Genomic DNA, 15,634 nt, shown 5'->3' with positions numbered 1-15,634 from the left:
TCGTAAGAATTGACTCCCTACATCTTAATAAATTTTTCTACCTTAATACCAATTCTGACAAAATATACACCTGCCGGCAAATGGGATATGTCAATTCTCTTTGTGGATACGCAAAGTCCTGCACCTGCATATATAACCTCAATTCCCAGTACATCGAATATTTGTATTGATTTATCCGAAAGATTTGCTGATAGGTTAGCAATCAATATAGTAGAATTTCCAAGAATAGTAATATCAATTTCATCTGTTTGATTATTGTCTTCAACTGATGTGTAATTATCTAAAATGTATTTATAAGCATCAGCCAGATTAGGCATTTTACCAATATTTTTATCCAAAGTAGCTGAGATAGTTCCCGTATCATAAAGTACATCTCTTAGTGTTTTTGGGTCTAACTTAGCACCTGTCATTGCGTGAAACATACCCTGAAGAGATACGGCAACAGGTGCTACAATTGCTGATGCTCCGGAAGTACCTCCAAACGAATGAGTATAAGCCCTTGTTTTACCTGCTTGTGGATCATTAAATGCTGCACCATAACCTGCTGTTGTAGTTTTTTCTCCATTTGCAAATAAATCAATTCGACTTCCGTAGGGAGAGAAACCGAGTATTCGGTTACTTTCCAGAGATCCGGCTGCTACCATAATAGCGCCTGAATTTCGGACAGTTCTATCAAAAACTCCATTAAGAAAATTAGTGTCAAGGTTCAATCCTCCATTGCCTCCGGCTTCCACAACAGTTATACCCTTTTCTGTTGCAAATTTGATTGCGTCAAAAGACGCGGCATAAAACTCAACAGGTCCATAGCGACCGGTGGCAGGGTAAGGAATATTGGTTTGCTGTTCAATTAAAATTACATCTCCAAAATCAAGTATATTAGCAGCATCAAGTATTGCCCGTGCTACGTTATAATTGCAATTTGGAGTGCTGTAACAAGGGTATGCAATATAAATTTCAGCATCTCCTATCATTCCGTCAATTCCAAAATCATTCTCAGAAGCATATGCAATTCCAAGAACTGCTGCACCATGGTCATGCCAGCTGGTTGAAGGGTAAGAAAATTCTGCATTAGCGACCTTCAATTTTTCATCGTCAAAGTCTTCATGGTCTAATATTGTAGCATACTCAACATCACAATACTTTATGCCACTACCTTTTGCCCCGGGCAGGTGCTTTATCTGCGAATATCCTGTACCAAGGCTTGCCGGTTTGAAATATTCCTGTCTATTTCTGAAATCAGGTGTTGCATTCGATGGTGGGACAGGATAGGGCTCAAAATATGCAACCTGAATATAATCCATTTGATTCAATTCATCAGCAAGTTCTGATGCTTGCTTAATTGTATAATCTTCTAAGTGAATCTCGAAATACTTTGTTAATTCATTATATGATGAAATCGTATATACATTTTGACTGCCTAATGGTGGATTTGCATCATGATTTATATGGAAATATGAATTAATCCTGAGATTTGAAATTTTCGGATGATTTATCAAATTATCATAGCCGTTAAAGCCATTTACTTTGACTATCAATTTTGAATAATCCATAAAATCAAAATATTTGTTACTATATTCGAATTTAGGATAATAGCTAAAAACCGGAAAAATATTAGCACCGAAAATTGAAAATATATACAAAAAGAGTATCGAACGCTTCATAAAATTTAATCCACAAAATGATATAATTTATAAAATATATAGACAAACTAAAGTCCAAAAAGTTACATAAAAAAAAAGCCGTCTGAATTAATTTTCCAGACGGCTAAAGGAGATTTCTTTTATGATACTTCTAAAATACTAATCTTCATATTCACTAAGCGGAGTACGGACAATAACCTGAACAGTTCTGTTATAGAATCTGCCTTCAGGAAGGTCATTTGTGTAAAGTGGGTCTTCCTCACCTACACCTTTTGAATTAAGTTGATTGTATGTACTCTTAGTTTCCTTGTTGATTCCATTTTGAACTGAGTTAGCACGTCTTGTTGATAATTTCATATTATGGTCATACATACCAACAACATCCGTGTGTCCGATTACTTCGATTTTGGAAGTTGGACGACATCTTGAATAAACGTAATCTCTCATGATTCTTTCATTGAGAGGTCCTGCATTATCACTATCAAATGGGAATAGAATTAGATTGTAAATTTCACGAGTAGTATCCATTGTACCTTCAGTACGGAGTCTTGATTGTGTGACCTGAAGAACAGGAATATCAACCTCGTCAGAAGTACATTCAGCGCCGGTTTGAGTCGTGATAACAAGCTGAGCAGTGAATGCAACTTCATCAGTAGGATAAACTCTTGCAGTGCTTTGCCAGTTCCATTCTTTCTTTTCGTCAATTGTTCCAATGTCAGAGATAGTTCTCCACATTTCGTTATTACGTTTAATTTCAATTCTTCTCTTAACAACAAGTGCATCTTCTATACCGTTCTTCATAGCCCATGTCATATTTCTTGGCTGTGGCTCAGTTACAGAACCAATATCAAATACAGGTTTTACAACTTCCCAATCGCTGCACCAGATTTCAACGCGACGGTTTTCTTCAACACCGATTGAGTCAACTCTGGTACTTGTTGGAACTTTTGGAGTACCTTGTTTATTATGAAGTTCAAGTTTCATTCTTGATTCGCTAATTTGCCAAATATCCCGCAAGTAATTGTATATTTTTTGAGCTCTTGAGTCAGCAAGTTTAGTGTTATTCTTTTCACACTGCGTTAGCCCATCATTAGTACCATTAATAACAATTTTGGCATCAGGATTATTGCGTAATCTGTATCCGTAAATATTTAATAAGTGATAATATTTATCTAATGTACCACCAAGAATTGTAGTATCAGTAAATATTTCTGTCTGCTCAGGTGAATCAAAAAGTATATATCTTTCAGGAAGTTCATCAGAGCATTGGTCAAAGAATACATAATTAAGCAAGGGATAAAGATTCCAGGTTTTTGTTTCTTTCATCACAAGACCTCTCCAGCTACCCATACTTGGTTTATTGATTTTTTGCTGAGCAATATATTCAGCTTCATCAATTTCCGGTGCAAGAGTTGGTCTTTGTCCAAGAGTAATAACAACATCAATTTCATCAGCAGGCTTGTTGACTTCATCCGGATCTTCTGTCATATCAGGACGTGTAACCCGCTGAGTAACAGTTTTACTGCCGTATTTCGGGTGTGCTGCTGTAATTTCAAGGTCAACATATTTCAATGAGTCTTTAGGATTGCCATAATCTGGATTTGATATCACTACTTCAAATTTTGGTTTAAATGTAGTTATGCTGTCCTTAACAACTCTGCCTGTAACAGGATTCTTAACTGTAACAACAGCAGGGATGAATTCTTGAGAGCATTCGTCAATTACTGTTGTAAGGACTGTAACAGCACGGAAGAACGAAGGCACAAATGCCATAAATAAATCAAGATTTCCCTGATATCCGGGTAAATCTTTTCTTGTTGAAGAAAAATAAATTATGTCACCTGATGCAGGCAAAGTAATAAATGCTTCATCATCTTTAGTATTAATAGGCTGTCCAAGATTTTCAGGTTTAGACCATGAATCAGATACCGGGTCATACCTTGTAAAATAAAAGTCTAAACCACCATAATTTGGTTTATGGCTGTTAGAAGCAAAAAACAATGTAGAATTGTCAGCAGCAATAAACGGTGTATATTCCCATCCTTTAGTGTTGATAGCTTCAAGATTTACTGCCGGTTTCCAGTCTTCAAGATCATCATCCCAGTCACAATACCATATATCCATATTTTCGATGACAGGTTTTCCGTTACTGTTTGGACCTTTTCTTGTAGAAACAAAATATATACGCTTCTGGTCAGGAGATATTGATGGCTGGGATTCCCAGTTATCAGTATTTACATTAGCGCCAAGGTTTACAGGTCTGCCCCATTTATCGCCTTCTATAGTGGACTTGTAAATATCACACTTCCCAAAGCCATCAGGACGGTCACAAGCTGTAAAATAGAGAGTTTGTCTGTCAGCCGAAATTGATGCAGCGCCTTCATTAAGCTCTGTATTTACATTGAGATAATTTAAGCCGGTTAATGTATCAATATTGTATGGTGTGAAGAATACAGTATCTAAGCGATCATTCTTCTTGGCTGCCCAGAAATCATGCGAGGGAGTGCCATTATTTTCCTTTGAACCCAGGCGATCAGATACATAAAACAAAGTTTTACCGTCAGCACTGACAGTAGGTGCATAATCTACACCCGGTGAATTTACAATCGGACCGAGATTAATAATCTTTATCCTTTGTGTTTTGCCTAAAATTCCTTTATCACCCTGCTGAACTACTATTTCAGCACTCAGTAAATAAAGTGACCCCGGGGCATTAATCTGCATTGCTTCAGACTTTGTACCGGTAGCCTGTGAAAAAAGATTTATACCCGTTAGTAAAGACATAAATGTCAGAGCAAACATAACTGTAATAATTCTTTGCATAAGCTCATACCTGTTTAAAATAACTTAAAATATATTTATTGCTAATTAAAAATTCCGTTTATTCCCGGTAAATTTCATAATAATATGATTTTACAAGTACTTATAATCAAGTTTTCAAAAAACAAAATTTATGATTCAAAATTTACACAAACTTCACAGCAAGTTAATAAACTTTTTTTATGAAACCAAAAAAAAAATCACTTTTATCAAGTTTTAATCATAAATTAATAAAAAAAAAGTTTTTCACAATTTGTAAATTGTAAAAAACTAATTTAGTGAAAAGTATTCAAAAGACAAAGAAATTTTAGTTGATTTGCGATAAAAATTTACAATATGTACTTAAAAAAATCATATATGAAAATTAATTAATGCAACTTGAATCCTAATTCAATGAAAAATCTCCATTGGTTCAATCTGAAGTTCTGACCCTCATCTGAAATATCATTAAAAGGTACGTTGTATTGTAGGTATGGCATCAGATAGGTCGTTTCGCTGAAATTAATCTTAAAACCTAATGCCGGCATCAAACTTAATACTAAGTTGTTTAATTGCCTTATCTCAGAATCCTGTACATTAACCCGATATCCTGTCCTACCCGGAATTCTTATCGTTACGACAGCACCGTTACTAAGCGTTGCTTCTTTTTGAAGTAATTCCTTGTCATGCTTAAGAGATGAAGAGAAAATATATGAAGCTCCAAATCCGAGTCTGAAAAACATAAAACTGAAAGGCTCCATTTTGATATATGGCATCGCTGTTAAATTATGAATATTCAGGTCGGCTGTATGCCGGAATTGTACATTGATATTTTCTCTGATTCCACTATTTTCAAGCTCAAATGGTATTATTTCATTTTCCCTGAACGTGCTGCTTAAAGCAGAGTAATCGTAGAAACCGGCAATGCCGTATTTTAGCCATGGAAGTGCAACTCTGTCATAGGCGGCTCCAATAGTAAAACCGGTACCAACTCCAGATTCAAAAATGCAATCGGAGCAATCAACATAAAATTCCCCGGATTGAAAATTCTGCCCCAATCCGATTAATACTCCAAAATATCCCGGCACTCTATCCTTTGCCGGCATTAAAGGAGTTGATACATAAGGTGTTTGACCAAGTGATGCAAAGGTCAAACTAAAAATAATAACAATATAAATATACAATAGACGCATTATACTTTACGTAATATGGTTTTGAAACTATGTAAATAACTATTTAAACTAATATTTATTATGGAAAAATTTTCAGGAAGCGAAGAATTTATTGAAAATTCTGAATATTCACCGACCGTCAGACAACTTGCAGTAAGAATTTTGAATAGATATGACAGAAGTGATTCTTATATTGATAAACTACTTAGTAACGAACTCAGGCAAGAAAATATTGACCATAGGGATAAAGCATTACTAAATGAAATTGTTAATGGTGTAATCAGATGGAGAGGAAAAATTGACTGGATTCTTACAGGATTTTATCATGGAGATTATCAGAAATGTTTGAATTTAGTAAAAAATTCTATGAGAATTGCATTATATCAAATGCTTTTTTTGAATAGAATACCTATCCCTGCTGCAATTTACGAATCAGTTGAAATTGTCAAGAAAATACAGGGCGATAAAACAGCTGCTATAGTTAATGGTGTACTTAGAAATATTGCAAGAAATGTTGAGAATATAAGATACCCGGATAGGGCTGAGGATGAAATTTATTTCTTTGCGGTTTTGTATTCTCATCCCAAATGGATGGTCAAAAGATGGATTGAACGTTTCGGTTTGCAGGAAGCCGAAAAACTTATGGATTACAACAATCAGAGACCTTATGTTCCGGTGAGAGTTGTTGAAACAAATACTGACATTGATTCAATTAAGGAAATCTTCAAAACACATAATATTACATACTCCGAGTCTCCGTTTCACAAATCAACATTACTTTTGGAATCTCCAAGATATGATATATCATCAAGCGAAATTTTTAAATCCGGTAAAATTACAATTCAGGATCCAAGCGCTTCGATAGCAGCAAGACTTGCTGACGCAAAGCCCGGTCAGTCGGTTATTGATTTATGTGCCGCTCCGGGTGGGAAATCATTTTTACTTGCTGAAATGATGGAAAATCAAGGAAAGGTTCTGGCTGTTGATAAACATGAATCCAAACTTCGCTTTATCAATGACGGAAAAGTTAGATTGGGGCTTGATATTATCGAAACAGTAACCAAAGATGCCGAAACTAACAAATTTGATGAATCCCCTGATATTGTTTTTGCAGATGTTCCCTGCTCAGGTCTTGGAACAATTGCAAAAAAACCTGATATTAAGTGGAAAAAAGAAACTGAGGACCTCGCAAAATTAATTCCCCATCAAAGAAAAATTCTTGAAAATGCATCTAAAATTGTAAGAAAGGGTGGAGTAATCATTTATTCTACATGCACCATCGAACCGGAAGAAAATGAAGATAACATCAATTGGTTCCTAAATAACCATCCTGAATTTTCAATTGACCCTGCAGAAAATTATATTCATCCGGCTCTTTGTAAGAACGGTTTTTATTATTCAATTCCTCATATAACCAAGATGGATGGAGCTTTTGCAGTCAGGTTAATCAAAAATTCCTAGCTTGATAAATTCATTTAAAACAGTAAATTAAGATTTGTAAAATATTATAATTAAAAAAATGGCAGAAGACAATAAAATTATTTTTTCTATGGTTGGAGTTGGAAAGGTTTTCCCTCCAAATAAAAGAGTTCTTAACAACATTTACCTTTCATTTTTCTATGGTGCCAAAATTGGCATTATAGGATTAAACGGCTCGGGTAAATCTACTCTATTAAAAATCATTGCCGGACTTGACCAAGCCTATGAAGGTAATGTGGTTTTCTCCCCCGGATATAAGGTTGGACATTTATCTCAGGAGCCTGAACTTGATGAAAATGCAACTGTAAAAGAGGTTGTATCACAAGGTGTTCAGGAAATAGTTGACCTTCTTAAGGAATATGAAGATATTTCAGCAAAATTTGCCGAACCAATGGAAGATGACGAAATGCAGAAAGTCATTGACCGTCAGGGTGAGCTGACTGATTTAATCGAGAGATATGGTGGCTGGGAACTTGACAATAAGCTCGATCGTGCTATGGATGCTCTCCGCTGTCCGGATGGGGATACTCCTATAAAAATTCTTTCAGGCGGTGAAAGAAGAAGAGTTGCACTTTGCAGATTGCTTCTTAGTGAGCCTGACATACTTCTTCTTGATGAGCCTACTAACCACCTTGATGCTGAGTCAATTCAGTGGCTTGAGGAACACCTGAGGCAGTATAAAGGCACTGTAATTGCAATAACACATGATAGATACTTCCTCGATAATGTTGCAGGCTGGATTCTTGAATTAGACCGCGGCGAAGGAATTCCTTGGAAAGGTAATTATACTTCATGGCTTGAGCAAAAGTCTAAGAGGCTGGAAGAAGAAGGCAAGCAGAATGAAAAACGTATGAAAACTCTCGAACGTGAGTTGGAATGGGTGCGTATGTCACCTAAAGCCAAGCAAACTAAATCAAAAGCAAGACTTTCGGCTTATGAAAGAATGCTTGATGAAGATGTGAAACAAAAAGAAGAAAAACTTGAAATATTCATTCCTAACGGTCCAAGATTAGGCAATAATGTGATTCAGGCAAATAATCTTACAAAAGCTTATGGCGACAGAATTTTATTTGAGAATCTCAGTTTTGAGCTACCGCCTGCCGGAATCGTTGGTATAATCGGACCCAATGGAGCAGGTAAGACTACATTATTCAGAATGATTATGGGATTAGAAAATCCTGATAATGGAGACATTACTATCGGTGAAACTGTGAAAATGTCCTATGTTGATCAGCTTCATACCAGTATTGACTTGGATAAGACCGTCTATGAGCAGGTTTCGGGTGGTAATGATTTAATGACACTTGGTGGTAGAACCGTAAATTCAAGAGCCTACGTAGCAAAATTTAATTTCACAGGTCCTGACCAGCAAAAAAAATGCGGAATACTCTCAGGTGGTGAGCGCAACAGATTGCATCTTGCAGAAACTTTAAAAGGTGAAGGAAATGTAATTCTTCTTGATGAGCCTACAAATGATATTGATGTGAATACTCTCAGAGCATTAGAGGAAGGTTTGGAAAATTTTGCCGGTTGTGCTGTTATTATATCCCACGACAGATGGTTTTTGGATAGAATTGCTACACATATTTTATCTTTTGAAGGGGATTCACAAGTTTATTTCTTTGAAGGTTCATATAGCGAATACGAAGAAAATAAGAAGAAAAGACTTGGTGATACAGGTCCACACAGAATTAAATACAAAAAATTGAAAGATTAATTATAACCTGAATTGATGTGGACTAATTTAAACCACAAATGAAATGCTTCTGTTTGTAGATATTACAGCACCTTCTGCAGACTCAACAGTAATAAGCTCGTCGTCATAATAATGGATGGCGAGCAATTTTAATCCACTCTCAGATAAATATTTTTCGAAAATTTCCAATATTTGTTTAATATTCGGTGATTTATCAAAATAATTTTTGAGTTCGTTGCTGTGACGATTGAAAATAATGCTAAAAATATTTCCAACATCAATATCCTCGTACGATCCAGTGCTTATTCCCATCATTCGTCGTATATTAAATTGAGATCTGACTACTAATGTGATAAGCTTAGTCTTTCCGGCAATCATAAAAGGAAATGTCCAGTGATAAGCAGCATCACTACCTGTACAAATCGTATTCCAAAAGTACATTGACTGGATAAAATCAGAAATTCTGCCTGTAAGATATTCATTGTTGTCAAATAATTGAGATGAAGATAATTTTTTCATTAAAGTATAAAAATTTAAGCCCTGAGTTTCTGAATTTACTGATAAAAAGTCAACACCTAAATTTGGTTCATTTTTTGAATTATAATATTTCATTCTGAAGGGGTTTAATATCGCTTTTAGATTTTCAGGTAGTTCCGAAAATTTTTTTAGAAGTACACTGCTAATATAACTATCCATATATTTCATGCCATAAAAATATTTATATGAGGTACTGAAAATATCAAATTCGAATGAAATACCTGACTCTGAGAGCCAGAAAAGTGTCCTGCTAAGAGCTTCAACATCATAAACGTTATTATTCGGTACCCGCTCATAGAATTTATAAAAATTCAGCAGATCATCTTTGTATATCATATTTTTAAAAGTAAGATAAATATCAGCTGTGTAATAGTAAATATCATCCTGTGGAAGATCGAGTATTCTGACAATATCTTCTTTTTTTCTTTTTACTCTTTTAAAAAATGACTGTACTGCGTGAACTTTAATCACAAGTCCGGGTTCAACACTTGTAATTTTAAAAAATAGCTCATCTCCTTTTTTGAGCCCTTTATGCAGATAACAATTAAAGTCTCCGCTTGGAAGTCTGACAAGTCCTGTTCCATTTCCGTCTGTTGTGAGTATAGTTCCTTGCAATATTTCTCCTACTCTGAAATGCTTTAGCCTTGGCTGAGATTTATTACTACTCTGACGGACATAGTAATTCTTAACACCATAGCTTTGTGGACCAATTTTTTCGATTCCGTCCTTAATTTTCATTTGTAGGTTTAGGTCTTCCATTTCTAACTAACTCAATACTTTACTTTAATATATATCGTCTGAATGAAATATTTATTTAAATTTTTTTGAAAATATTTGAAATTTCATTTTTTTCTGATTGAAAGATTAAACCTTTTTATAATTTTGTATGTCTAAAAATCGTAAATAAATAATTTCTTTTTAAATATTTGAGGTTTTCTATGAATTTTCTGAAATTATCTTTAATAATTGTAACGAGTATTTCTCTTGCCTTTCTAAGCTCTTGCAGTGAAAGTAACAATATCGCAGGTAGTGATAGTCTTTCACCCGATCAACTTTCAGTTTTCGAATACAATGTCGAAAACTTTGAAATCACTGAAGCCACTATTGACAGTGACATCAAATTGGACGAATTACAGCCAATGCGCCCTGATGGCAAATTAGACGAAAGAAGATTGCCGCCACATGTCCGAAACAAAATTATATTGCAAAGAGTAATCAGAGCAATGGAACTTGATGATGAGCAAATGGCAGCTCTTAGAGAATTGCTCAATAAACACCATATTTGCGAAATTCAGTGGTTCCGTAAGCTTCAAGCTGTAAGGCAAGCAATCGTACAGCGTGCTAATGTTGAAAGACGTGAAATTATGCAGCAGGTCAAAAGCGGAGATATTACTCGTGAACAGGCTCAGAGGTTGATTAATCAGCTTAATCAAAAGGTTAGGGAAGCTATGATCAACAATCCTGCTTTAGTTGAAATCCGTGAAGGATTAAAAGATTGTCGTGATGAATTATTTGATGCTATTGCTGAACTTTTAAATGAAGAACAACTCGAAATCTGGGAAAGATTTCTAAATAGTCTCAAATAATTTTTTTAGATTTCTATAAATCAATGCCCTCTTTTATTAAATGAAGTGGGCATTTTTTTTTAAATTGAATATTTGAATAAATTAAACGTTTACATAAAAATAAATTAAATTGGAAAAAATAAAATGAATATCATAAACCCAAAATATCCTGAAAGAATTATTTGCTTGACTGAAGAAACTACTGAAACTCTCTATAGGATTGGTGCAGACAAGCTGATAACAGGCATTACAGAATATACTGTAAGACCTGAAAAAGCTAAACTCGAGAAAGAAATTGTATCAAGATATCTTGATGCTGACATTGACAAAATTCTTGATATGAAGCCGGATTTAGTTCTCGCATGGTCTGATTTACAGGCAAATATTGTTAGTGATTTGATTAAAAATGGGGTAGAGGTTTATACATTTAATCATAGAAGTGTCGAAGGGATTTTATCTATGATTTTAAAATTGGGCGCAATCACAGGTTTTGAATCTGAAGCTGACAGATTGATTGAAGAGCTTAATCATAATATACAAGAAGCAAAACTTGCAGCCCAAAAATTGAAAAGAAAACCTAAAGTATATTTTGAGGAGTGGTTTAGCCCGATAATTACCGGAATTTGTTGGGTTAGTGAAATAATCGAAATTTGCGGTGGAGAAGATATTTTTGAAGAGCATCGTTTATCGCATAATGCAAATGGCAGAATTGTAGAAGATGATACAGAAATTATCATAAGAAATCCCGACATAATATTAGCTTCATGGTGCGGAAAGCCCTTCCGAAAACAAACTATGCTAAAAAGAAAGGGCTGGGATAACATCAATGCTGTAAAAAGTAATAATATTTTCGAAATTGATTCGGGTATAATTCTCCAACCCGGTCCTGCCGCACTATCAGACGGGCTGAAAATATTAACTGAAATATTTACAAAATGGAGCGAGAAAAATTAGTAAATAATTATGGCATTCTTGCCATAATAGTTTCACCTGCAACTACACGGTCTCCAACTTTTGACATAAACTCAGTTCCTTTAGGCACGAAAATATCCATTCGGGAACCGAATTTCATCATTCCGATTTTATCACCGGCTTTTAGATTGTCGTTAACGTTAACATCGCATACAATTCTTCTGGCAAGCACTCCAACAATCTGCTTGAAAGCTACTTTTCCTGATGATGTAATCACGCCGATTTTACTGTGTTCGTTAAGCTCTGAAGATTTTGGATGATAGGCTACAAGATATTCACCGGGAAAATATTTGTAATACTCAACCTTGCCCGATACAGGACTTCGATTAACATGAACATCAAGCGGAGATAGGAAAATACTTATCCTGATTGCCTCACCCTGAACGTAGTCTTTTTCAATGTCATCAGTTATTTCAACTACTTTGCCGTCAGCAGGTGCTAAAATGAATTTATCATTTTCCAAAACTTCAGTAGGTATCACTCTTTCAGGGTCCCTGAAAAAGACAAAGGCAAATATAAATAAAATTATACCAAAGCTTAGGGGTATATAGTTGAACCATGATTTTGGCAAAAAAGTACCTAAAGCTATTAAAAGTAATGATATTACAATTATAGCTAAAAAATTATCTACTCCATATTTAGTTATCAACATAGCAGTTCCATAAGTGAAAAAATCAATATTTATTTTTGTTTTCAAAAACTAAATTTGTAAATTTACTTTTTAATTTATGCAAAATAATAAAAAGTTTTTTAATATCATACAACAGGCGTAAAAATGGAATTTACAGTATTACTTTCGGATTTACAGAAAGTACTCCAAAAGGTACTTCCGGCAGTACCACCAAAATCTACAGTTCCGGTTTTGGAGCATCTTTATTTCAAACTTGACGGTAACAGGTTGCAAATTATTGCTACTGATCAAAATATTACAATAGTTGCAAATACTGAAGTTATCAGCGAAACAGCAGGAGCGATTTTAGTTCCTGCAAGAATGCTGAATGAAATCATTAAAGCTTTGGGAACTGTCGGCTCCATCAAATTTGAGACTAATCTCGAAAATTTTGAGGTAAAAATTATTTCAGCTAAAGGCACTTACGAAATGAAAGGACTTGACCCGGATGATTATATAGACATACCTCAACTTTTCGATACTGAAGCAGCATTTGATGAAGCAGAAGGAGTTGTTTCATCAATGCATAACAGAGCTGAATTTACACGTGAGCAAATTGTTCGCTTAGCTGACAAAACAATATTCAGTGTTTCGACTGATGAATACAGAATAGCTATGACAGGTGTATTCTTTCAATTCCGCGAAACTTTTGTGAATGCTGTTGCTACAGATAGCTTCAGACTTTCTAAATGTACGGTTAATTCTGATAAACCCATATTTCCACAAAATTTTGACTTGTTACTCCCAGCGAAAGCGGTTGAAATTTTAAAGAAAGTTGATTCAGATGTTATTATGACTACCATAGAAAATTATGGTAAGATAACTCACGCAAGATTTGATATGGAAAACTCCACATTCATGACAAGAGTCATTGATGAGAAATTCCCACCTTATGAATCAGTGCTTCCAAAGGGAAATGAGCTTTTGCTTACAGCCGATCTTAATGAGTTTATTACTGCATTGAAGCGTGTTTCACTCTTCTCGAATGAAAAATCCCGTCAGGTGAGATTTTTCATCGAATCAAATCAAATTAAAGTGTTTGCTGAAGATGAAGAAACCGGCAAACATGGTCATGAAATTATATCATGTGAATTTAACAGACCTGAATTTTCTATTGCATTTAATTATAAATTTGTTCTTGATGCACTTGAAAATATTGATACAAAAGATACACAGGATAATATTTTTAATATGTCCTTCTCAGAACCGAATCGCCCTGCTTTAATAACTCCTAAATCAGATGCAAATGAATTATTAATGCTAGTTATGCCGGTAAGAATTACAGCATAAAAATATTCCTACTTGAAATCTTAAATTCCCTGATATTATAACAATGATATGTAATATCAGGGATTTTTTTATAAATATGACACTAACAATGAATTTATTGTGAATATATTATTATAAAAAACAAATTTTTGACAATGTTTTTCACAATAAACTTGTCTATTTACAATTATGTATGTATTTTTGTATTAATGAATTTTATTAATTTGAAAATTAATTTTTATTTAGTTTTACTCTTTTTGAGGAAATATTATGGCGATGATTGAAGAAAAAATCAAAGAGCTGATGAAGATGCGTGAAACAGCACGCCTCGGTGGTGGTGAAAAACGAATTGAAGCCCAACATAAGAAGGGAAAATACACAGCACGCGAACGTATCAGTATGCTTTTGGATGAGGGAAGTTTTGAAGAATTTGATATGTTTGTTACACATAGAACACGCGACTTCGGACTTGAAGGTACCGAAGTTTTATCTGATGGTGTTGTAACAGGTTATGGAACGATTGACGGTAGATTAGTATTTGTATTTTCACAGGACTTTACAGTCTTTGGTGGCTCATTATCAGAAATGTATGCCCAGAAAATATGCAAAGTAATGGATAAAGCCATGAAAGTCGGTGCCCCAATTATCGGTATCAACGACAGTGGTGGAGCGAGAATTCAGGAAGGTGTGAAATCACTCGGTGGGTATGCTGATATTTTTCAACGTAATATTATGGCATCGGGTGTTGTTCCTCAAATTTCTGCAATTTTCGGTCCTTGTGCAGGTGGTGCTGTTTATTCGCCGGCATTAACAGATTTCACAATCATGACAAAAGGTACGAGCTATATGTTCGTAACCGGTCCAAAAGTTGTTAAGACAGTAACAAATGAAGATGTAACAGTTGAGCAGCTTGGCGGCGCACACGTTCATGCAACTAAATCAGGTGTTAATCACTTTGTGGCAGAGAATGAGGAAGAAGGATTATTGCTTATTCGCAAAATATTGAGCTTCTTTCCACAAAACAATATGGAAGACCCGCCTATTTACTCCTGCTCTGACCCAATTGACAGATTAGAAGATAAATTAAATTATATTATTCCTGATAATCCGAACAAACCTTACGACGTGAAGGATGTCATTCACTCAATAGTTGACGATGACGAATTTTTAGAAATTCAAAGAAATTATGCCCAGAATGTTGTTACAGGTTATGCGAAATTCAATGGAATGCCGGTTGGTATTGTAGCTAATCAGCCAAACTATCTTGCAGGTGTACTTGATATTAATGCTTCACGTAAAGCGGCAAGATTTGTAAGATTAACAGATGCTTTCAACATTCCAATTCTTACTCTTGTAGATGTTCCCGGATTCTTGCCGGGTACAGCACAAGAATACGGCGGCATCATTATTCACGGTGCTAAGCTGTTATTTGCTTACGGAGAAGCAACAGTACCTAAGGTAACTGTCATTTTGAGAAAAGCTTATGGCGGTGCTTATGATGTAATGAGTTCAAAGCATTTACGCGGTGATATAAACTACGCCTGGCCCACAGCAGAAATCGCAGTAATGGGACCAAAAGGTGCAATAGAAGTATTATATAGTAAAGAACTTGCTGAATTTGCTGATCCGAATGACAGAGCAAAATATTTTGCTGAAAAAGAACAGGAGTATAAAGATAAATTCGCAAATCCTTATGTTGCCGCAAAATATGGGTATATTGATGATGTTATAGAGCCAAGAAATTCAAGATTTAGAATTATTCGTGCTTTACAGATGCTCGCTTCTAAGAAGGATAACAATCCACTCAAAAAACATGACAACATACCATTATAAGG

At 34.9% G+C, this 15,634-nt stretch carries 11 protein-coding genes; 6 read left to right on the top strand and 5 right to left on the bottom strand.

The annotated features are described in order from the left end of the window. Window positions 1-17 precede the first annotated feature (17 nt). From KF896_03700 to KF896_03690, 3 genes are all read right to left on the bottom strand, one after another. Entirely contained in the window at window positions 18-1,661 is a 1,644-nt protein-coding gene (locus KF896_03700; GenBank protein ID MBX3042801.1) for a S8 family peptidase, read from the bottom strand. 138 nt (window positions 1,662-1,799) lie between these two features. Further along, window positions 1,800-4,463 (bottom strand): PD40 domain-containing protein, encoded by a 2,664-nt coding sequence (locus tag KF896_03695; GenBank protein MBX3042800.1) that lies wholly within the window; start codon window positions 4,461-4,463, stop codon window positions 1,800-1,802. A gap of 365 nt (window positions 4,464-4,828) precedes the next feature. Then, complete coding sequence (locus KF896_03690) at window positions 4,829-5,632, bottom strand: hypothetical protein (protein ID MBX3042799.1); 804 nt, start codon at window positions 5,630-5,632, stop codon at window positions 4,829-4,831. A gap of 60 nt (window positions 5,633-5,692) precedes the next feature. Between KF896_03690 and rsmB the strand changes: the two genes are divergently transcribed. Beyond that, the gene (gene rsmB, locus KF896_03685) at window positions 5,693-7,072 is read left to right on the top strand and encodes a 16S rRNA (cytosine(967)-C(5))-methyltransferase RsmB (protein ID MBX3042798.1); all 1,380 of its coding nucleotides are present in this window, start codon (window positions 5,693-5,695) and stop codon (window positions 7,070-7,072) included. A 58-nt stretch (window positions 7,073-7,130) separates the two neighbouring features. Then, entirely contained in the window at window positions 7,131-8,807 is a 1,677-nt protein-coding gene (ettA, locus tag KF896_03680) for an energy-dependent translational throttle protein EttA (GenBank protein MBX3042797.1), read from the top strand. A 27-nt stretch (window positions 8,808-8,834) separates the two neighbouring features. Here the strand turns inward: ettA and KF896_03675 are convergent, their stop codons facing one another. Beyond that, a complete protein-coding gene (locus tag KF896_03675; protein MBX3042796.1) occupies window positions 8,835-10,061 on the bottom strand; it encodes a hypothetical protein in 1,227 nt (408 codons plus the stop codon). A gap of 200 nt (window positions 10,062-10,261) precedes the next feature. Here KF896_03675 and KF896_03670 point away from each other — a divergent pair, with 200 nt between their 5' ends. Together KF896_03670 and KF896_03665 are read left to right on the top strand one after the other, a co-directional pair. Continuing rightward, entirely contained in the window at window positions 10,262-10,909 is a 648-nt protein-coding gene (locus KF896_03670; protein MBX3042795.1) for a hypothetical protein, read from the top strand. Window positions 10,910-11,032: 123 nt separating this feature from the next. Continuing rightward, complete coding sequence (locus KF896_03665) at window positions 11,033-11,842, top strand: cobalamin-binding protein (protein ID MBX3042794.1); 810 nt, start codon at window positions 11,033-11,035, stop codon at window positions 11,840-11,842. Window positions 11,843-11,849: 7 nt separating this feature from the next. Here KF896_03665 and KF896_03660 read toward each other — a convergent pair whose 3' ends face one another. After that, window positions 11,850-12,512: a phosphatidylserine decarboxylase family protein gene (locus KF896_03660; protein MBX3042793.1), complete on the bottom strand. Its 663-nt coding sequence runs from the start codon at window positions 12,510-12,512 to the stop codon at window positions 11,850-11,852. Between the two features lie 123 nt (window positions 12,513-12,635). On the opposite strand from KF896_03660, the gene dnaN reads away from it, so the two are divergent. Further along, entirely contained in the window at window positions 12,636-13,820 is a 1,185-nt protein-coding gene (dnaN, locus tag KF896_03655; protein MBX3042792.1) for a DNA polymerase III subunit beta, read from the top strand. A 249-nt stretch (window positions 13,821-14,069) separates the two neighbouring features. Beyond that, window positions 14,070-15,632, top strand: a complete 1,563-nt coding sequence (locus KF896_03650) for an acyl-CoA carboxylase subunit beta (GenBank protein ID MBX3042791.1) — start codon at window positions 14,070-14,072, stop codon at window positions 15,630-15,632. The last annotated feature ends 2 nt before the right edge of the window (window positions 15,633-15,634 follow it).

The organism is Ignavibacteriota bacterium, from assembly GCA_019637995.1.
In the GTDB taxonomy this organism is placed as follows: domain Bacteria; phylum Bacteroidota; class Ignavibacteria; order Kapaibacteriales; family UBA2268; genus JANJTB01.
Note: the sequence above shows the minus strand (reverse complement) of the source record. Positions and strands in the feature narration are given on the sequence as shown.